General features: G+C 65.2%; 11 protein-coding genes. 4 read left to right on the top strand and 7 right to left on the bottom strand.

What is annotated here, in order from left to right:
* Positions 1–32 precede the first annotated feature (32 nt).
* From H8S62_RS11445 to H8S62_RS11475, 7 genes are all read right to left on the bottom strand, one after another.
* Positions 33–1,112 (bottom strand): tetratricopeptide repeat-containing glycosyltransferase family 2 protein, encoded by a 1,080-nt coding sequence (locus H8S62_RS11445; RefSeq protein ID WP_155149699.1) that lies wholly within the window; start codon positions 1,110–1,112, stop codon positions 33–35.
* A gap of 117 nt (positions 1,113–1,229) precedes the next feature.
* The gene (locus H8S62_RS18770) at positions 1,230–2,864 is read right to left on the bottom strand and encodes a BclA C-terminal domain-containing protein (protein ID WP_480175898.1); all 1,635 of its coding nucleotides are present in this window, start codon (positions 2,862–2,864) and stop codon (positions 1,230–1,232) included.
* 588 nt (positions 2,865–3,452) lie between these two features.
* Entirely contained in the window at positions 3,453–12,686 is a 9,234-nt protein-coding gene (pbp4b, locus tag H8S62_RS11455; RefSeq protein WP_186919430.1) for a penicillin binding protein PBP4B, read from the bottom strand.
* A 181-nt stretch (positions 12,687–12,867) separates the two neighbouring features.
* Positions 12,868–13,740, bottom strand: coding sequence for a MurR/RpiR family transcriptional regulator (locus H8S62_RS11460; protein WP_155150736.1), 873 nt, complete (start codon positions 13,738–13,740; stop codon positions 12,868–12,870).
* A 26-nt stretch (positions 13,741–13,766) separates the two neighbouring features.
* The gene (ptsP, locus tag H8S62_RS11465; RefSeq protein ID WP_186919432.1) at positions 13,767–15,386 is read right to left on the bottom strand and encodes a phosphoenolpyruvate--protein phosphotransferase; all 1,620 of its coding nucleotides are present in this window, start codon (positions 15,384–15,386) and stop codon (positions 13,767–13,769) included.
* 16 nt (positions 15,387–15,402) lie between these two features.
* Positions 15,403–15,660 carry an HPr family phosphocarrier protein gene (locus tag H8S62_RS11470; RefSeq protein WP_155150742.1) on the bottom strand — a complete coding sequence of 86 codons (258 nt, stop codon included), beginning with the start codon at positions 15,658–15,660 and terminating at the stop codon, positions 15,403–15,405.
* Between the two features lie 19 nt (positions 15,661–15,679).
* Positions 15,680–16,204 carry a PTS sugar transporter subunit IIA gene (locus H8S62_RS11475; protein ID WP_186919434.1) on the bottom strand — a complete coding sequence of 175 codons (525 nt, stop codon included), beginning with the start codon at positions 16,202–16,204 and terminating at the stop codon, positions 15,680–15,682.
* Positions 16,205–16,690: 486 nt separating this feature from the next.
* Here H8S62_RS11475 and murQ point away from each other — a divergent pair, with 486 nt between their 5' ends.
* From murQ to H8S62_RS11495, 4 genes are all read left to right on the top strand, one after another.
* On the top strand, positions 16,691–17,587 hold the full coding sequence (gene murQ / locus H8S62_RS11480) for an N-acetylmuramic acid 6-phosphate etherase (protein WP_279233758.1): 897 nt from the start codon (positions 16,691–16,693) through the stop codon (positions 17,585–17,587).
* A gap of 118 nt (positions 17,588–17,705) precedes the next feature.
* Positions 17,706–19,130, top strand: coding sequence for a PTS transporter subunit EIIC (locus H8S62_RS11485; protein ID WP_155150748.1), 1,425 nt, complete (start codon positions 17,706–17,708; stop codon positions 19,128–19,130).
* Positions 19,123–20,169 (top strand): MupG family TIM beta-alpha barrel fold protein, encoded by a 1,047-nt coding sequence (locus H8S62_RS11490; RefSeq protein ID WP_243255614.1) that lies wholly within the window; start codon positions 19,123–19,125, stop codon positions 20,167–20,169. Before H8S62_RS11485 ends, H8S62_RS11490 begins: the two co-directional genes overlap by 8 nt.
* A 148-nt stretch (positions 20,170–20,317) precedes the next feature.
* The gene (locus H8S62_RS11495; RefSeq protein ID WP_186919437.1) at positions 20,318–21,160 is read left to right on the top strand and encodes an HAD family hydrolase; all 843 of its coding nucleotides are present in this window, start codon (positions 20,318–20,320) and stop codon (positions 21,158–21,160) included.
* The last annotated feature ends 35 nt before the right edge of the window (positions 21,161–21,195 follow it).

A 21,195-nucleotide genomic window follows, 5' to 3' on the forward strand; every position in this document is an offset into this window, starting at 1 on the left:
GAGACCTCCGGGCCTCCCGCTCTTTTTCCATCTCACCGGCCATCCGCTTGATTTTGAAAATACGCCCGGTTATAGAGAACGCCTTTGTCCTCCGGCTTGCAGAGGCCCGCTTTTTCGTTGTATGCGATTGCCCGTGCCCGGTCGCCCAGCCTGTCATAGCAGACGCACATCTGCATATAGGGGATATACCCGTAGCAGTCCGGCAGGCAGAAGCCGCCGCTTTTCTCGTCCGGCGACCGCCCCGCCGCCGTCTCGTACCAAAAGACGGCGGTCCCGTACTGTCCCAGGTCAAAAAAGTGCCTGCCGATTTCGCAGCAGATCTCCGCCCGGGGCGCGTCGTACGCGAAGCTGCGAAAGAGGGTGCCCAGCGCGGCCGCTGCGTCGCCCAGATGTGCCTGGCAGTACGCCAAATCCTTGCAGGCGCTGATGTTGTTCTCCACCCAGCCCTGCCCCTCGTCCAGGAATGCGGTGAACTGCCGGACCGCCTCGGGGTAGCGGCCGTTGTACATCAGCTCCCGGGCGTAATAAAATTTTTGGCGGGGGTCCAGCTGTTTTCCGTCCGCGAGCATCTTTTCAAAAATACGCAGGTTCCGCCCCCGCTCGGTGGGGTGGAGCTTCCGGTGCTGAATGCTGATCTCGCGGTACTCCGCCACGCCGCGCTGAGGGATGACCTCGTGGATCTCCCCCACCCACCGATATCCCATCGAAGCTTTGAACATCCTCTCCCGGTAGTAGGAGAGGGTCGGGTTGTCCTGCTCGTCGAAGGCCACGTCATACCGCAGAAACACCATGTCCACCGCGGGGGACAGCGTCTCCTTGAGCCGGAGGATTTTAGCCCGGTTTTCTGCGTCAATCACATCGTCTGCGTCCAGCCACATGACATAATCCATCGCGGCCTTGGAAAAGGAAAAATTCCGCGCCGCCGCGAAGTCGTCGCACCACGGGAAGTCATATACCTGCGGCGTGAAGCCCCGGGCAATCTCTTTGGTATCGTCGGTGGAGCCCGTATCCACCACTATCAGCTCGTCGGCAATCTCCGCGGCGCAGGCGAGGCACCTGGCCAGCACATCCGATTCATTTTTGACAATCATACAGACGCTCAATGTCATCAACGCCTTTTCCTCCTGTCAGATTATTAAGATGGCGTGGGTCCGCCGCCTGCTTTGGAGGCCGCCGGACGAATCCGGCGGCCTCCGACTGTGGATGTTCTCTTTGGCTGTGTTTGGACCTCAGGCGAGCCGTATCACGGTCAGCGTCGCGCCGTTGCCCCCCTGCAGGACCGCCGCGCCTGCCAGCCCGAAGAGCTGGAGCTGGAGCGTATCCCCTGCCGTAAGGGTGGAAAAGGTGGTGGCCATCAGCGAGCTGACAGATGCAACAGGCGCAAAGGTAGAGCCCGCCAGCGCCGTGCCGTTGCGGAGCACGCGGGCGGAAAGGAGCAGCGCCACCGTGGTGGAAACCCGGTAGGTGACGAGGTAGGTGCCCGTCACGGGGACGGTAAAGGTGGTGTTTCCCGCGTCCACGGTGAAGCTGTCCAGAACCTGGCTGTTGGGCAGCGGCACCGGAGTGCCGCCCAAAATTACGGTAATGGTGGCACCGGTGGTATTGGCGGCGTTCATGCTGTTGACGGTGGTGGAGGTGCCAGTGGCACCGGTGGGTCCGGTCGCGCCGACAGTTCCGGCTGCGCCGGTGGGTCCGGTCGCGCCGACAGTTCCGGCTGCGCCGGTGGGTCCGGTCGCACCGGTGGGTCCGGTCGCACCGGTGGGTCCGGTTGCGCCGACAGTTCCGGCTGCGCCGGTGGGTCCGGTCGCACCGGTGGGTCCGGTTGCGCCGGCTGCGCCGGTAGGGCCGGTGGCGCCGTCCGCCCCGGTGTTGCCCGTGGCGCCGGTAGGGCCGGTCGCGCCGTCCGCCCCGGTGTTGCCCGTGGCGCCGGTAGGGCCGGTCGCGCCGTCCGCGCCGTCAGGGCCCGTGCTGCCCGTAGCGCCAGTGGGTCCGGTGGCGCCGTCCGCCCCGGTGTTGCCCGTGGCGCCGGTGGGTCCGGTCGCGCCGTCCGCCCCGGTATTGCCCGTGGCGCCGGTGGGGCCGGTGGCACCGTCCGCGCCGTCAGGGCCTGTGTTGCCCGTGGCCCCGGTGGGTCCGGTCGCGCCGTTCGCGCCGGTAGGGCCGGTGGCTCCGGTGGGACCGGTTGCGCCGGTTACGCCGGCAGCCCCCGCCGCGCCCGTGGGGCCGGTCGCGCCGTCCGCCCCGTCAGGGCCCGTGTTGCCCGTGGCCCCGGTGGGTCCGGTCGCGCCCGTGACGCCCGTAGGACCGGTGACGCCGTTGGCTCCGGCCGCGCCGGTCGGCCCGGTGGGGCCAATCAGACCAGCTGCACCTGTGGGGCCGGTGGCGCCCGTAGGACCGGTGACACCGTTGGCTCCGGCCGCGCCGGTCGGCCCGGTGACGCCGTTGGCTCCGGCCGCGCCGGTCGGCCCGGTGGGGCCAATCAGGCCAGCTGCACCTGTGGGGCCGGTGGCGCCCGTGACGCCTGTAGGGCCGGTGACGCCGTTGGCTCCGGCCGCGCCAGTCGGCCCGGTGGGGCCAATCAGACCAGCTGCACCTGTGGGGCCGGTGACACCTGTGGGGCCGGTGGCACCCGTGGCTCCCGTCGCGCCGGTAGCGCCTGTTGCGCCACCCGCCTGGCCGGTGGCGCCTGTGGCACCCGTGGCTCCCGTCGCGCCCGCCGCACCGGCGGGGCCGGTGGGACCCGCCGGAATGGTAAAGAGAAGCTGTGCTCCCTCAGGTGTAAAAGTCTCGTCGACCCCCGCCTGGGTACCGGGGTCTCCGGTCACGGTACCCGCTACCGTGACGACGGGGGTTGTGCCCGGCATACCGGTGGCCCCGGTAGCACCGGCAGCGCCTGTGGCGCCCGCAGCACCGGTCGCTCCGGTCGCGCCGTTAAGGCCCGCCGGACCGGCGGGGCCGGTTGCGCCCCGAGGAATATTGAAGTCCAGCACATGGTTGGGACCGCCGGTGACATCCACCACGGCGGCGGCGCTGCCGGGCTCGGTGGTATTGGTATAGCGAACTGCTATGGTCTCGGCCACGCCGGCCGCACCGGTGGCGCCCGTCGCGCCCGTGGGGCCGGTGGGGCCGTAACAGCAGCAGCAGTAGGACCATGGCTTGCCGCATTTCGGGCAGGTATATCCCTGACCGTAAGCACTATAGGTCACTCACATACACTCCTAATTGAGAATCTGTCGAAAGATACATAAGCCAATACATATCTTCATCTACAGTATATTCCCCCGCCATGCCGCAGGTGCGCGGCGGCACGGGGCGGGCCACGGCAGGAACAGCAAGAGCAGGAGGCCCTGCGCATTAGCGCAGAGCCTCCTGCTCTGATTGGCCCGTGGGCCGGAAGGAAGAAGAAAAAAGCAGCGGAAATGAAAACGCTTGATTCGGACGGACGGGAATTTTTAGCTGTTGATAAAACGCATGAGGATGAGTGCCACCTCGGCGCGGGTGGCGGAGTCGGACGGGGCCAGGAGATTGCCCGGCTTGCCGGTCAGCAGCCCCTGCCGGACCGCCCAGCCCATGGCCTCAGCCGCCCAGGGGCTGACGGCGGCGCTGTCGGCGTATCCATTCGCCGCATCTCCGTCCGCCTCCGTCACCGTACCGCAGTACTTGGCATACTGGTAGAGGATTACGGCAATCTGCTCCCGCGTGACGTTGCCGCTGGGGTCGAACAGTCCGCCGCCCGTCCCCTTGACGATGCCGTTCGCGGCGGCCCACCTGACAGCGCCGGTGTACCACTGGCCGTCGGCCACGTCGGCAAAGGACGCGCTGCCCGCCTGGGGCTCGTTCTCCAGGCGGTGGAGCACGGTGACCAGCATAGCCCGGGACATGGGGACAGCGGGGGCAAACGCATTCTCCCCGATGCCCTGGAACAGCTCGCGGCCGGTTACAAAGCTTACGGCATCGGCGGCCCAGTCGCCGGCGGGGACGTCGGCAAAGCGCTTGCCGTTGTCCGCAATCTCCAGCCTGGCGGACCCGCTCAGGGGAACGTATACACATCCGTCGCCCACGGCGGTTTTACGTACCAGCTCCCTGGTGCCGTCGTCCTTCACCAGATAGGCCACGGTACCGGGACCCGCGTCCTTCACGGGGATGGTCACCACGGCGGATTTGTCCTTGGGCAGGGTAACGGCGGCGGTGGTCTTGCCCGCCGGAGTGGTGACGGTCTCGCTCTTTACATTGTCCTTGGTCTGGATGGTGGTGGTCACGGTCCCGTCCTTCCTGGTCTCGACAACGGTTTTGGCGCCGTCGGGATAGGTGGTAGTGGCCGTCACCGTGCCGGTGGTCTTGTTGGTCACCGTCACCGTGGTGGATCCGTCGGGATTCCTGACCGTGACCGTCTCCTTGTTGCTGCTTGCGGGCGGGATATAGGGGGGCGCTTCGGTTTCGAAATTCGCCTCAATCTCAACCGGCTGATCCCCCATTGTAAAGGTGGTGACCTTCTCCCCGGCGTTTGCCAGGGTCACTCCGCCGGACAGCACCGTCCAGCCGGTAAAGGTCTGGTTGGGGCCCTCCTCGGCGGTGATGGTCACGGTTGTGCCTCTTGTGGCAGCCGCCGGATCGGCCGTGCCGCCGGTCACGGTAACGGCCCGCTCCTGGGGATCGCCGTGGACCAGCAGGTCGGCCACCACCGGCCGGTGGTCGGACGCCTGGGAGTCAATCCGGAATGCGTTCACCACGTCAATCATGGACGCTGTGGTGAAGATGTAGTCGATTCTCCCGGCGGGGACATCCGAGGGATAGGAGCCCCCGTCGCCAATGCCCTTTTCCGCCCAGGCGTCGGCGAAGTGCTCCAGCAGCGGGTCAAACACCTCTGCGGCGTCGGGATTGGCGGCGTCCGCGTTCATGTCGCCCGTCAGGATGGCCGGGGCGGTCGTCGTGTCCATGATCTCCAGCATATCCCGGACCTGATCCAGCCGGATCGTATGGGGATAGCCCTCCGGCGGCGCGCCGCGATAGTCCAGGTGCGTGTTGTAGGCACGGAACTTCAGGCCGTCGATGTCCACAACGATTTCGCCGAAGCCCGGCTTCATGCCCGGGAAGCCCTCCTCGCCCGGCTGGGGATCGCCCGGCTGGGTGCTCCATCTGGTAATCTCGTGGTTGGCGGAGGTCTCGATGGGATATCTGCTGAGGAAGGCCACCCCGAACCGCTCGTTGGGGTATTCGGGTCCCCGCTTGGACGGCACGTCGTAGATATACGCATGGAAGGATTCCATACCGGTCATCTCCGCGAGGATGGCCAGGGTGTCGTCGTACTCGCTGCGCTCACCCCAGTTGACATCCACTTCCTGGAGGCAGACCACGTCCGCCTCCGAGGCGCTGATGACATCGGCAATGGACTGCAGGTCGTATTGGTCGTCATTGTTGTGGCCGTACCGGATGTTATAGGTCATAACGCGCACCAGCCTGTCGCCCGGCACCTCCTCCGTAACCTGGACGTAGATGGTGGTGTCCTGCGTGATGGCGTCGCCGAAATTCCAGGGCGCGGTGTAATCGCTGTCCGCATAGAACTTGGCCGCGCCCCCCATGTACCAGCCGATGAAGTCTCTGGGGTCGCTCACGCTCTGGCCGTCGGCCACCTTCACCTGCTCGGCGCTGTCCCCGGAGCGGAAGGTGACGGTCCACTTTCCATCCTCCGACTGCTCCACCAGCCCCTGCAGCCGCCGGTCCAGCTCGGCCAGCGCGTTGTCGATGTCGGCCTGGGTGGCGGCGCTGTCGGCGCTCACCTTTTTGGCCGCCTCCAGCGCCTGGGCAAAGGGCGCCCAGCTCTCCGGGGTATAGCGCTCCTCGGCCTTCTCCTCCGCGGACTGAATCAGGGCGTCCAGCTCGGACTTGTCCGCGCCGTAGAGCAGATAGTCTTCGCGCAGGGCGCGGAATTCCTCCAGGCCCGCCTGGAACCCGGCGCGGAGCTCGGCGGCGCTCTTGCCCCCCTTGATGGCGCCGGCCATCCAGGTATTGCCCACAATCTGGTCAAATTCAGCGGTGAACATCCCGGCCGCGTTCTCCGGGAACAGCTCCTGGAGGGTGGTGAGAATGGCCAGCGCCGTGTCCACGGGGGAGTAGGCGTACTCGTCATAGACGTGCATCTGCACGCCGTAGCAAGCGGTGTTGGGGAACTTGATGGCCGCGCCCTCGGTGGCGTTGTTCCAGGGCGTCATGGCCGCCATGCGGAAGCGCACACCGGGGAGCCCGCAGTCGTTGAGGGCCTGTGCAAATTCCACCATCCTGGGCTGGATAAAGGGGGCGCCGAAGAACTCATAGGTCTTTGTGGTGCCCCAGCCGCTGCTGACACCCTTCTGATCCGCGGCGGAGTCCGTCCATTGGCCGGTCCCCTCCAGCCAGCCCAGGGCGGCGTAGGTCAGAGCGGTTTTTGCGGTGGGGATTTTGCGGTCTGCCATCACGTACTGCAGGCCCGTCTCATCGTAGTACATATCCCTGGACCAGCCCTCCATGGGTACAACCGTCAGGTCCAGGTTTTCCAGGGCCTCCCGCTCGAACTCGCCCTTGAGCATGAGGGCCAGCTCGCCCAGCGTCATGCCGTAGCGGGTGGGGATGGGATAGCCGCCCGTCTCCTCCACCGGCCCGTCCGCCTCGGTGCCGCCCAGGGGGTCGGGCCGGTCCAGCAGGACGAACGCGACGCCGTTCTCCGCGCAGGCGCGCATGCAGTCGGCCATCAGCCCCGCGGAGGAATTGGCGCGTGTGCCGGAGTCCTGCATGTCGAACAGGAGCACTTCCACATTTGCAAGCTGCTCCGCAGTGGGAGCGGTGCCATAGAGCCTGTGGACGGGCAGGCCTGTGCCGCTCCCCGTCACGTTGTCCTCGTAGTCGCCCGCAGCCGGGGTCTGGAACTCGCCGCGCAGGCCGCAGCCGCCGCTGAACAGCGTGGTGAGCTCCACGCCCACGGTCCCGTCCAGCACATCGGCCAGGTGGTTCAGGTCCTTATCCACGCCGGTCTGATTGGTGACCAGACCCACCTTTTTACCCTCCAGCAGGTCCATCCGGTCGGCGAGGAGCGCCTCATAGCCCAGGCTGATCACCGGCTCGGGCGTGTTGACAAGTTCCTTGTCGGCGGGGGTGTTGTAGGCCCGCATCAGATACTTGTCCCGGATGGCCAGGTAATCCTGCATCTCGTCGTCCATCCGCGCCATCATCTCGGCCGTCTTGTCCAGAATTTGTTCCCTTCCCGCGCCCACGGGGAAGGCGTTCACAGCCTCCCGCACCCAGGTGCTGCCGGTCCGCTGGTCCACAGAGGCGGGCATGTTGAAATGGTCGTCCCCCGCTCCGCCGTACATGGCCCGGAGCGTCAGGAAGAGGGCCGTCTGCATCTCGACGGGTGAGAACGCGCGCTTGTCGGTGATATGAATCTGCACGCCGTGGGACAGGATGTTTGCATAGTTGCCGGGGGTCTGGTTTTTGATATACGGGGTGATGGAGGCCGCGCGGAAGCGCACGCCGGGCAGCTCCAGCTCGTTCATGCGCTGCGCCAGGGCGATGGGGTCGATATAGGGCGCGCTGATGAGCTCGAAGGGCTTAGTGGTGCCCCGGCCCTCGTTTATGGTGGGACCCTCAAACCAGACGGTGCCCGTGTAGATGAGCGCCGCCTCCCAGGTGGGCATATTGGGGGATGGCAGGATGAACTGGAGGTCTGTCTCGTCCCAGTACATATCCCGGGTATAGCCCTGACAGGGGACGACCGTCAGCCTGCAGTCCGCCAGGGAGATCTTGTTCTCCATGGCGGGGTCGTCCCAGTTCCAGTCCGCCGGAGCGGCCGTGGTGCCGCCGTACTCGTTGGCGTCGCTCCCCGGGGCGCCCTTGGTCCAGTAGTTCTTATAGCCCTCTCCCTGGTACAGCCTCGCAAGTTCGCCCATGGTCAGGCCGTAGCGGGAGGGCAGCGGATAGCGGCTGATGCCGCTGGCGTTGCCGGGCTGCGTCATGGTCCCCTCCACCACGTCGCTGCTGATGGTGCTGGGGCGGTCGAGGACAATGAACTCCACGTCCCGGCCGGCCAGGTTCCTGGCCTCCACGCAGGCCATCATACAGTCGGCCAGTGTGTACATATAGGTCCAGGTCTTGCTGCCGATCTCCTGGAGATCGAAGAGAATCACATCCACCGGCTCGTACCACTGGCCGTTATTGCCGGTGAGCATCGCCATGGTGGGCCGGTTGGGATTCTTGGGGTTGGCGAGGTCTTCGGCAAGAGGTGCGAGCCCCAGCGCCGCCGTGTCGATGGTGCCGCCGTTGTAGAGGCTCCAGACCGGCAGCCCGGTGGTCGGGTCCATGGCGTGGGGTACCGCCGCGCCCGCCTGATAGGCGCCGCGCAGCCCGTGCTCGCCGCCGAACATACACACCAGATTGATGTCCGGGTCGGCGGCCAGCCGGTCGGCCAGGTGCTCCATGTCCTTATCCACGCAGACCTGGTTGGTGAAAAGAGCCACGTTTTTGCCCTTCAGGTGTTCCTTCCACGCCTCGCTCTCCAGGAGCACCTCCGCTCCTATCTTCACGGTGTCGGAGGGGGGGACGGTGGGATCCAGCAGCTCCAGCCTGGCCCGGAGCTGTCTCACCTTCTCCGCGTCGCGGTTTGCGTCCAGGGCGTCGACGACGGCCCCGGCGGCGCGGATATTCTGCTCGGTGGGGCGGGCCTGGGCCGCGTCAAACACCGCGTCGGCCAGCGAGTAGGCGGCTTTGACGATGGGGTGGCCGGCGTCGGCCGTGCCCTCCCCGTCCACCAGGCGCAGCTTGTCGATGGCCATATCCCCCATCAGCGCGTCCAGCGCGGGCTGGATATTGCCGCTGGCGTCGTGACTGTCCAGGCCCTGGTAGAGGATGTTGGCCACAAAGCCCAGTGTGGAGGCGGTATACCAGTTGCCGTCGAACTGGTTGGCGCTTACCGTGTTGTCGGTGACGGGGGAGTTGATCTTATTGGTGAGGTACACCACCACCAAATCCTCGGCGGGGTCAATCATGGTAAGAGTGCCGGTCCAGCCCTGGTGGCCGATGGTGCCGCGGGAGGCCTGCACGCCGAAGTACCAGGGGCGGCCGCAGTCGCCCTGCCGCCACCAGCCCTGTCCCCAGGTGGCGGAGGAATCCTTGCGGGAGACAAAATACTCGTTTACGTTGGCGCCGAAGAGCCGGTGGGTGCCGTAGCCGGTGGGATTGAGCATCGTCTGGGCCAGTCTGGCCAGATCCTCCGCGTTGGAGAAGAGCCCCGCGTGACCGGAGACGCCGCCCATGGCGTAGTAGGCCTTCTCATCGTGGACGGTGCCCTGGATGGTCCCCTCCCGGATGCCGTCGAAGTCGATGGCTCCGTCCCGGCTGTTGCCGTTGAGCTCGGTGGCGGCTATCTCACTGGCGGTGAAGCCGTGGTCCAGGGGGTTATAGGTGATGCGGCTCAGCCCCAGCGGGGTATAGAAGGTCTCCTTCAGGAAGGTGTCCAGGTCCTTGCCCGTCACCTGCTCCACGATGAGGCCCAGGAGCATATAGTCCACGTCGGAGTAGACCGTCTTGGTGCCCGGCTCGTAGACCAGCGGCGCCTTGCAGATGGCGGCGGCCACATTGTCCTTCCCGATGGCGTAGAGCACATTGTCGGTGCCGGGCTCCGGCTTCTGGGTGGCCTGGTTGAACTGGTTGTTGTGGAACTGGGGATCGGGGGCGAAGCCTGCCTGGTGCTGGAGGATGTCGGCCACGGTGAGCTGCGCCTTCCACGCCCTGGCGGTCTCCAGATCGGGCGCGCCGGTCCCCTGGCTGACGGCGTAGCGTATTTCAATCGTGTCGCTGGCAAAATTGGGGAAGTACTTGGTGATGGGGTCCGTCAGCGCCATTTTCTTTTGCTGCACCAGGTACTGCACCGCGTAGTTGGTGCAGTACATCTTGGTGTTGGACGCCAGATCGTACAGGGTGTCGGTGGTGACGGGGGCGCTGTCGGTCTTGGGCGTGCCGTCGGGGTTGTAGGCGTTGACGGTGCCCCAGGCGTTGGAGTAGACCAGCCTGCCGTCCTTCACCACGGCCATCTGCGCGGAGGTGAAGCCGTTGTCCACGTCGTTTTGGACGATGGAGTCGATCATGTCCAGCGCCCTGGCGTCCAGCCCCACCTGGCTGGGGGCACCCTCCACAACCGTGGGGTTGGCGACGGCGATCCGGGTGCTGGTTCTGGCCGTCTCGTTGATGTTGGGAATGGTAACCTGGATGCTGTTGCGGCCGTTCCGGGCCACGCCGGAGACGTCGATGGCAAAGATGCCGGTCTGTCCAGTCAGGTTGGAGTTATCCACCTCGACGCCGTTGACAAAAATGCGGATACCGCCGTCGACGGTAAGCGCCTTCCCCAGATAGAGATAGAGGGTGCCCTGGCCCTCGTAGCCGTCGAACCAGGTGCCGGTGTTGTAGTAGACGGTGGAGGTGCTCCCCGTGGGGGAGTAGGGCCGGGGGAAATAAACGTAGTTCATATCGCCGCCGTTGAAGGGACTGCCCTCAAAGTCCGTGTCCGTAACCGCCCCGGTGTACTCCGCCATCAGCCCGGGGGCGGCGGGGGCGGAGCCATTGGTCACAATGGCGTCGATGCGCGCCTGCATATCGGCGGCCCAGGCGGCAGCGTTGTCTTTGTTCTCCTGCCGGACAATGTAAATCGCCACGAAGTCCTTCAGGTTTTTGAGGGCCAGGGCGGCGTTCGCCCTGGTCACCTCGCTCTTTCGCTCCTCGGCGCGGGTGACGGCCAAGTCCACCAGGGCGAAGGCGTCGTTCATATGGACGCCCTCGTCATACTTGTCCTCGTGGCTCATCATCAGGCGGATGCGGTCATGGGCCATCTGCAGGACGGTGGAGTCCATGGCGTCGCCGCTGGAGCGCAGGGCGTCGTACACCATGCCTACCACGCCGCCCAGCGCGCCCAGCACCATGTTGTCGGAGTAAAAGTCGTTGGCGTCCACCGTATTGTCGATGACGGGGGAGTTCTTCTTGTTGGTCAGCACGACCACCACCAGGTCCTCCTCAGGGTCGACGACGGTCAAGGTGCCCGTCCAGCCCTGGTGGCCGATGGCGGCGTTGGAGGCCTGGGTGCTGAAATAGCTGGTGCGGCCCAGCTCGGCCTGACGGTACCAGCCCAGGCCCCAGGTGGGATAGTCCATGCTCTTGGGCTTGATGAACTCGTCGATGGTATTGGGGGAGAAGAACCTGTGCCCTCCGTAGCCGCCGGTCAGCATGACGCTGGCCAGCTTGGCCAGATCCTCCGCGTTGGAGAAGAGCCCGGCGTGGCCGGAGACGCCCTCCATGGCGTAGTAGGCCTTCTCGTCGTGGACCTCGCCCCATACGGTGTCGGTGCGGACGTTGCGGAAGCTGATCCTCTGCCCGTGCTGGTCCTCGCCCCGGGTGTTGCCCTGGAGCTCCGTGGCGGCGGTCTGCTCCTTGGTAAAACCGTTCTCCAGCGGATTATAGGTCATGTGGGTGAGGCCCATGGGGTCCCAGAAGGTCTCCTTCAGGAATTCATCCAGCCCCTTGCCCACGACCTGCTCCACGATGAAGCAGAGGAGCATATAGTCCACGTCGGAGTAGACGGTCTTCGTGCCCGGCTGATAGGTCAGCGGAGAGGCCAGGACCTTCTCCAGCGTGGTCTCCCGGTTTTGAGAGAACAGCGGGTTATCCACGGCGGGGTCCGGCTGCTGGGTGGCCTGGTTGAATTTGTCGTTGTGGTACTGCGGGTCGGGGTCGAAGCCGGCCTGGTGCATGAGAATGTCCCGGACCCTGAGCTGGGATTTCCACTGGAGGATATTTTCCTTCTGCGCGTCGGTGGTCCCCTCTTTGAAGACGGTCTTGCCCGCGTCGTCAAAGGTGGGGAAGAAATCGGTGATATGGGCGTCCAGGTCGATTTGCTGCCGGTCCACCAGATACTGAATGGCGTAGTTCACCGAGTACATCTTGGTGTTGGACGCCAGGTCGTACAGGGTGTCGGTGGTGACTGGGACATAGTTTTCGTCGCCCGGCTGAATGCGGCTTCCGTCCGGATTATAGCCGTTGGCGGCGCCCCACGCCTCGCTGATCACCAGCCTGCCGTCCTTCACCACGGCGAGCTGGGCGCCGGAGAAGCCGTACTTCACCTCCGCCTCAATGAAGTCGCCAATCAGCCCGACGACGTCCTCGTCCATCCCCACGTCGGCGGGCGCGCCGGGAAGAACCACAGGGTACGGCACGTGAACGGTCACGGCGTCGGCCAGGTCGGCGGGGGTGATGTTGGTCACCTGAACGGTATTCGTGCCGTCCAGGGCCAGCTCGGAGATGTCGACCTTCCAGGTCTTCCCCGCGGCCATGGGCGCGGTGTCAATCTCCGCGTTGTTCACGAACAGCCTGAAGCCGGTCACCCCCGCCGCGGGGGTGACGTACAGCTCCCCCTGGCCGGAAAACATGGTGAAGCTGTAGAGGCTGTTCATTGCCAGGGTGTCGTCCACATAGTTCTGCCAGTCCGGGAAGGCCGCCGTCCCCTGCCAGTCCCGGTCCGGCAGCTCCGCCTGGCTGACAGTGTTCATTATGGGAGCAACTTTGTTGCTCCCATAACCGGAAGGGGCCCCTTCCGCCGCCGCCGGTCCCGCGATGGAGATCGCCAGCGCGACTGTGAGAAGCATTGCCATGAGTCTCTTATGTATTTGCTTCATGTTCTTCTCTCCTTTTCCATTTTTCTCTTTCCCTTGGGTACGCCTGTCTGAGGCTGCGCCGGTCCCCTCAAGATACCCAAATTCTATCATCCTGCACAAACTCATTCAATATTTTCCATTCTTCTTGGTATATTGTACCTGCTTCTGACACAATTACAGACTTTTGTCCGAAAAAATGAAACTACTTTGCCTCCGACATTGGCTTGCGCAGAGAGGCGGGCTTGCGGATATGCGTCCTGGACAGCTGCTCCAGGCAGTACTCGTACTCGCTGTTTGCAAAGGCGGTGTAGAGGATGTCGATGATATTGAGCTGAGAGATGCGGGAGGACATCGCCCCGCTGCGGAAGGTGGACTCGTTGGCCGTGGTGTAGAGCTTGTAATCCGCCAGCTCCGCCACCGGGGAGGCGACGCAGCGGGTGATGGCGATGATGGGGGTGCCGTTCTCCCGCATGGCCTTCATGCACTCAATGACCTCCACCGTCTCCCCGGAATAGGACACCACGATGCCCAAATCCCGGCCGGTGGAGTTGCGGGCCTGGAGAAACTGGGAGTGCCAGTCGTCATTGATGACGCAGGGCTTGTTGAGCCTCAGGAATTTGAGGTAGGCGTCCCTGGCCGCGCACAGGGACGCGCCCATGCCGAAGAGGAGGACGGTCTGACACCCCCGTACCAGATCCACGCACTTCTGGAGGGTCTCGGCGTCCAACAGGTTCTTGGTGTCCTCCAGGGACATGATATTTTTGTAGGTAATCTTTTCAATGATGTCGTCGATGCTGTCCGAGCGGGTGATCTCCTTCTGCTCGTCCTCCTCGCTCTTCTTGCGGATGGCCATCTCATAGGTCACCGCCCGGCGGAACTCCTTGTACCCCTCAAAGCCGATGCGGTGGCACATGCGGATGATGGTGGAGGGGGAGGAGAAGGTTCTCTCCGCCAAATCGTGGATGCTCAGCTCCATGGCCTCCTCCGGATGTCCCAGCAGGTAGTCCGCGATGGAGCCCTCCGTGGCACTGATGGAGTCCCTCGCCTCCCGCAATCTGACCAGTGCGCTTTTCATAGGCCTCTCCTCCCCCTTCCGCCTCTTCAACGGTCCAGAATCCTGGCTTTAATCTCCAGGATGCTCCCCGGCGTCATGGACAGCTCATCCACGCCCATGTCCAAAAATATGTCCGTCAGTGCTGCGTCTGCGGCCAGCTCGCCGCAGATACCCGCCCAGATGCCCGCCCCATGGGCGTTCTCCACCGTGGTGCGGATGAGGCGCAGAACGGCCTCGTGGTGCCGGTCGCAGAAGGGCTCGATAGCCGCGTTCTGCCGGTCCGCCGCCAGGGTGTACTGGGTAAGGTCGTTGGTGCCGATGCTGAAAAAGTCCACCTCCCGGGCCAGCAGATCGCTGATGACCGCCGCCGCCGGAGTCTCGATCATGATGCCCAGCTCCGCGTGCCCGTCAAAGGGCTTCCCCTCCGCCTCCAGCTCCCGGCGCGCCTGAGCGCAGATTTCCTTGATGCGGCGCACCTCGGCCACAGAGGTAATCATGGGGAACATGATGGCCAGCTTCCCGTGGGCGGAGGCCCGGTACAGGGCCCTGAGCTGGGTGAGGAACACCTGGGGCCTGGTCAGGCAGATGCGGATGGCCCGCATTCCCATGGCGGGGTTCTCCTCCCGGGGAAGCCGGAAGTAGTCCGCCTGCTTATCCGCGCCGATGTCCAGGGTACGCACCACCACCGTACGGCCTCCCATGGCCTCCACGGCCTCCCGGTAGGCCCGGTACTGGTCCTCCTCGGACGGGAAGTCGTCCCGGCCCAGGTAGAGGAACTCGCTGCGGAAGAGGCCCACCCCGTCGGCGTCGCCGGTCAGGGCGGCCCCCAGGTCCGCCGGGGAGCCGATATTGGCGCAGACCAGAACCCGCCGCCCATCGGGCGCGGCGGCCTCGCGGCCGCGGAACCGCTCCAGGTAGCTTCGGCGCTCATCCTCCGCCGCCCGCCGGCGCTGCAGCCCGGCCACGGTCTCCGCGTCCGGCTCCACATAGACCTCGCCGCTGGTTCCGTCCACAAAGACCTCCCTGCCGCTGTACGCCTCCAGCAGGCTGTCCCCCAGTCCCACCACCGCCGGGATGCCCATGGTGCGGGCAAAGATGGCTGTGTGGGAGCTGGCGGAGCCCTTGGCGGTGATGAAGGCCAGCACCCGCTCCCGGTCCAGCCGGGCGGTCTCGCTGGGCGCCAGGTCGTCGGCGGCGATGATGGCGGGCTCCGCCTCCATCAGCGCGTCGTCCTCCCGGCCGGTGAGCAGGCGGATCACCCGCCGGGACACATCCAGCACGTCGGCCGCCCGCTCCCTCATGTATCTGTCGTCCATCTGCGTGAACATGGCTGAGAACTGCGCCGCAGCCTGGTCCACCGCGTATTCCGCGCACACCTTTTCGCTGCGGATCAGTCCCGTCACCGTCTCCCGGTAGTCCAAATCCTCCAGCATCATCTGGTGGATTTTAAACAGCAGGGACTGCTCCTCCCCCAGCCTGGCCCTGGTCTCCACATAGAGCTGAGCCAGCTGGACGATGGCCTCCCCCCTCGCCTTGTCAAACCGGGCCGCCTCCGCTTCGGGGTCGGCGGCCTCCCGCCTCGGCTGGGCCTGGGCGTTCCGGCTGAGGAAGCGGAGCTTCCCGGAGGCCACGCCCCGGGATACCCCCTCGCCGTGCAGTACCGTCATAGTCCACCCCGCCTTTCTAAAAATGCGCCTGGAAGAACGCCTCCAGTGCCTGTACGGCGGCGGTCTCGTCGTCTCCCTGCGCCGTTACCTCCACGGTCTCGCCGCACTTGACGTTCATTCCCATGACGGCGAAGAGCCGCTTCAGGTCGGCGCTCTTCTCCCCCCGGGCCAGCTTTACTGCGCAGCCGAACTTCTGCGCCTCCTGTACCAGCAGTCCGGCAGGGCGGGCATGGAGGCCGGCGGGGTCCTTGATTGTATACTGAAACCGCTTCATCTGCTCTCGCTTCCTTTCGTCATTCGTCCTTTGGCAGGAGCCTGAAGAGTACGCCGCCGGGGGAGACCGCGCCGGGGGCGCTCTTCTCCATCACAAACCGGGCGCTGTTGCTCACCACCACGGGTGTGGCCAGATCAAAGCCCTCCTCCAGGAGGGCCTCCCGGTCAAACTCCAGCAGCAGCTGACCCCGCCGCACCTGCTCCCCCTCCCGCACATGGGCGGTAAAATGCCTGCCGTTGAGGGTGACGGTGTCCCGTCCCACATGGATCAGCAGCTCCGCGCCCCCGGCGGAGAGGATGCACAGGGCGTGCCGGGAATCGAGAAGGTTCTCCACCGTGCCGTCCACCGGCGCGTAGAGCTTGTCGCCGGTGGGTATCACCGCCATGCCGTCCCCCAGAATCTTGTCGGCAAAGGTCTTGTCGGCCACGGCGGTGATGTCGGCGGATTCGCCGTCCAGAGGGCTTGCGACGATCTCGCTCCCGTCCGGGTCCGGCGCATTCTCCCTGCCCAGCAGGCGGGAGAAAAGGGAAGTCTTTTCGCTCATATTGGCTGTCACTCCTTATCTTGCTGATACAGCGGATGCAGACAAAAAACGCCCGCACCGAAAGAACCCCTCCTCCATGGGCGCAAAAATCCCCGGAGGCGAAAGCTGATTCGGTTCGGACGTTGGACGCGGCGGACACAGGCATTCCTTTGCTTGTTTGCAGTCGCAGTATACCAACCTTATTTTCATCTGTCAAGAGAAAACAGTAAACTTTGTTTGAACTCTCTGTGCATTTACCACAATACATCCGGCCGCCTTTTCTTTTGTTCCATCATTTTGCCCAAATCCTTGGAAAAAGAACCAGTTCGCGAAACAATGTGCCATAAGCCGGCCAAATAATTGACATCAAAATAAAGATTCATTAGGATGAAAGCGCAGCGGAAGCTGATGCTTGCAGCGGACAAAGCCGCTCCCCGCTTTCGGACGGGCGGGGGCGGACGGCACCAAGGACGTGCCGCACTCAGGCAACGGAAGGAGAATCACGTATTGAAGCTGAATCTGGACCAAATGACGACGGAAAAACGGAACCAGAGCACCATGGACCTGGATACCATGACCCCTCTTGAGGTGGTCACGGCCATGAACCGCGAGGACGCAAAGGTCCCCCTGGCCATTGAGCCGCTTCTCCCCCGGATCGCCCAGGCTGTGGAGTGGGCCATCCGCTCCCTGGAGCAGGGCGGCCGTGTGTTCTACATGGGCGCCGGCACCAGCGGGCGCCTGGGCGTGTTGGACGCCGCCGAGTGCCCGCCCACCTTCGGCGTCTCCCCCGATCTCATCGTGGGGCTGATCGCCGGCGGGGAGAGCGCATTCATCAAGGCGGTGGAGGGCGCAGAGGACAGCCGTGAGATGGGCAGGGCGGATCTGGAAAACCGCTCCCTCAACGCCCGGGACCTGGTCATCGGCGTCGCGGCCAGCGGCCGCACCCCCTATGTGCTGGGCGGCCTGGACTACGCCAGGGAGACCGGCTGCCACACGGTGGCAGTCTCCTGCAACGAGGGCTCGGCCGTGGGCGAAGCCGCGGAGCTCGCCATCGAGGCGGTGGTGGGGCCCGAGGTGCTCACCGGCTCCACCCGGCTCAAGGCCGGCACCGCCCAAAAGCTCATCCTCAACATGATCTCCACCGCAGCCATGGTGGGGGTCGGCAAGGCCTATCAGAATCTGATGGTGGATGTGATGCAGACCAACGAGAAGCTCCATGTACGGGCCGAGAACATCGTCATGGAGGCCACCGGCGTGGACCGTGAGACCGCCAGGGAGAAGATCTCCGCCGCTGACGGCAGCGTCAAGACCGCCATTACCATGATCCTGGCGGACTGCTGCGTGGAGGAGGCCGCCGCCCGTCTGGAGCGCGCCCGCGGACATGTCCGCGAGGCCATCCGTTAGCCCCGGCCCGTCTGCCGGAACCTTACATTGACAAAAACAGCCGCCGGCTGTTTTTGTGTTCCGTCCCGGGACGGAACCGTTCGTGTGTGCCCCATTCGAGAAAAAGGAGAGGTGTAACATGACAAATCAGGAACTTTCCCGCAAGATACTGGAGCTGGTGGGCGGCAAGAGCAATGTCCACAGCGCCACAAGCTGCATGACCCGCCTGCGGCTCCAGCTCAAGGACCCCGCTCTGGCGGACATCGACGCCCTGAAACAGACCGAGGGCGTGCTGGGCGTGGTGGAGGACGCCACCCTTCAGGTGGTTCTGGGCCCCGGTAAGGCCCGCAAGGTCTGCGATCTCTTCGTGGTGGACGCCGGCATCCCCGGCGGCATGTCCACCGACAACAACTGGCAGGAGAACAAAGCGGCGATGAAGTCCGGCCAGAAGGACAGCCCCATGAAGAAGGCCCTGCGCACCATCGCCAATATCTTCATCCCCATGATCCCCGCCATCATCGCCGCCGGCCTGTTTAACGGCATCGCCAGCCTGATGGGCCAGCTCTTCCCCGAGGCCATCGCCTCGGGCACGGGCGTGGTCTTTATCATCCAGACCCTGTGCTCCCTGTTCGGCGCGTCCTTCCTCAGCTATTTCGCCATCTACACCGGCGTGAACGCCGCCAAGCAGTTCGGCGCCACCCCCGCCCTGGGCGGCATGATCGGCGGCATCTCCATCGGCGCCCAGATCGTGACCATCTCCACCCTGCTGGGCCTTTACAATGTGGAGGTTCCCCTGAACTCCATCCTGACCACGGGCAAGGGCGGCATCATCGGCGTTATTGTGGGCGTCTGGCTCCTCTCCAAGGTGGAGAAATTCGTCCGCAAGCACACCCCCGACGTGCTGGATCTCATCGTGACCCCCCTCATCTCCCTGATCGTCGTCGGCACCCTTTACGTCTTTGTCCTCATGCCCGTCACCGGCTTCATCTCCGACGGGCTGGTGTGGCTGCTCTCCCTGCTGGTCAACTCCACCAACCCCGTGGTGTCCGTCATCTCCGGCTACGTGCTGGCCGCCGTATTCCTGCCCATGGTGCTGCTGGGACTGCACCACGGCCTTATCCCCATCTACTCCGTGCAGCTTGAGGCCATGGGCGGTGTTTCCCTCTTCCCCGTGCTGGCCATGGCCGGCGCCGGCCAGGTGGGCGCGGCACTCGCCATCCTCATCAAGGCCCGCAAGGTCCGTAACCTGCGCATGGAGAAGACCATCATCGGCGCCCTGCCCGCCGGCCTGCTCGGCGTGGGCGAGCCTCTTATCTACGGCGTCACCCTCCCCATGGGCAAGCCCTTCGTCACCGCCGGCCTGGGCGCCGGCTTCGGCGGCGCCTTCGTCATGCTGATGGGCGTCATGTCCATTGCCTGGGGCCCCTCCGGCCTGGTGGCCATCCCCCTGATGAAGACACCCATGATGATGCTGTACTTCTTCCTGGGGCTCGTCATCTCCTACATCATGGGCTTCATCATCACCTGGTTTGGCATTAAGGCGGAAGATGTCGCCAATGCCTGATTCTCTGGGCTTCTCCGTCTATCTCTCGTCCTTCGACCGCGCCCGCCGCGCCCTGGAGCGCGGCGCCGGGAGCGCTGCCGCGGTGTTCCTCTCCCTCCACATCAGCGAGGAGTTTTCACCCGACTACTGCGCCCGGGCGGAGGCAGCCTGCCGCTGGCTGGCGCAGGCCGGTTACCGGGTGGTGGCAGACGTATCGGTCAAGACCCTTTCCCAGTTTGGCGAGTCAAATCTTGTCCGTCTGGCCGGGCGGCTTGGGCTCTGGGCGCTGCGGGTGGACTACGGCTTCTCCGAAAGGGAGATAGCCGCACTGGCCCGGGAGATGCCCGTGGTCCTCAACGCCTCCACCATCAATGCCGCAGCGGCGGCGCGCATCGCGGAGGCGGGCGGCCTCGTCATGGCGATGCACAATTTCTATCCCCGGCCTGAGACCGGGCTGGACGACGCCTTTCTCCTGGAGAGCACCCGCTCCCTCCAGGCGGCGGGTATCAAGGTTCTGGCCTTCATCCCCGGCGACGAGGAGCTGCGCGGCCCGCTTCGCGAGGGCCTCCCCACCCTGGAGCGCCACAGGGGCCTTCCTGTCTCGGCCTGCTTCGCGGACCTGGCAGTCCGCTTCGGCGTGGACGGCGTCTTTGCCGGCGACCCCGGCGTGAGCGAGGGCGAGCAGGCGCACATCCGCCGCTTTTGCACCGACGGCGTGCTGGAGATTCCGGCGGAGCTGGACGCGCAGCGGAGGGAGCTCTACGGGCGTGTCTTCACCTGCCGGGCCGACTCCCCCTCCCGCCTGATCCGCTTTGCCGAGTCGAGGGAGTACTCCTGCTTCGGCTCCCGGGTTCCGCCGGGGGGATGCGCGCCCCGGGTCCGGGGCAGCATCACGCTGGACAACGGCAACTACGGCCGTTACTCCGGCGAGCTTCAGCTCGTCCGTTCCGACCTCCCGGCGGATGGGCGCGTCAACGTCATCGGCCGGGTGAAGGAGCCCTATCTCCTCCTGGCGGACTGTGTCCGCAACGGCAGCCGGTTCACGCTGGTTCCCGGCTGACCCCTTCCCACTCTCTGCGGACAGGCCGCGAGATCCCCCACGGGACCTCGCGGCCTGTCCGCGTCTCTTGTGCTCTGCGCAATACGGTGTTATCCTAATCATAACCGGCGGAAAGCTTCCCCCACTCTATCCTGAAAGGACTGCTTCCATGGAGTTTTCTCTCATCGCCCTGGACCTGGACGGCACTGCCCTCCAGGCCGACCACGTCTCCTTCTCCCCCCGGCTCAGCGCCGCCCTGCTGGCCGCCCACAGGCGCGGGGTGGCCGTGGTGCCCATCACCGGGCGGCAGTTCGCCATGCTGCCCCCAGCCGTTCCCACCGGCGCGGAGTGGGAGGAGCTGTGCGTCCTCTGCAACGGCAGCGAGGTGCGCCGCCTCGCCGACGGCGCCCTGCTGGATTCCCACTACATGGCCGCCCCCCTCATCCTGGCGCTCATAGACCTGGCCTGGCGTCTGGACCTGCCGGTGGAGCTCTCGGCCGGCGGGCGCCTCTACCTGACCGGGACGGATTGGGAGCGCCTGCGGGGAATCGGAGGGCCTCTCGCCTTCCATCTGAATACCATTCTGAGCGCCCGGGGCAGGGCGGTGCCCGACCTGACGGCCCTCTGCCGGGAGGAGCGCCTCTGCTTCGACAAGGTCAACCTGCCCTACCTCCCCACGGAACGGCGTGCGGAGGTTGAGGCCGCCCTGAGCGCCCTCCCCCTCTCCTTTGCCTGGTCCAGCCCACGGAGCATTGAGATTACCCACCGTGAGGCCACCAAAGCCCAGGGGCTGCTCCGCGTGTGCTCCCTCCTGGGCGTGGACAGCGCCCGCACCCTGGCCATCGGGGACAGCGGGAACGACATCCCCATGCTCCGCGCCGCGGGTCTGGGGGTCGCCATGGGGAACGCCCCGCAGGAGGTCAGGGACGCCGCCGGGGCCGTCACCCTCTCCAACGCTGAGGACGGCGCCGCAGCGGCTGTCGAGCGGTATGTCCTCAAAGAGACGCGGTAAAGGGGCGGGACTTTATGTCCCGCCCCTTTACCGCG

Origin of the sequence: Lawsonibacter faecis (assembly GCF_014287675.1) — a bacterium.
Classification (GTDB): domain Bacteria; phylum Bacillota; class Clostridia; order Oscillospirales; family Oscillospiraceae; genus Pseudoflavonifractor; species Pseudoflavonifractor faecis.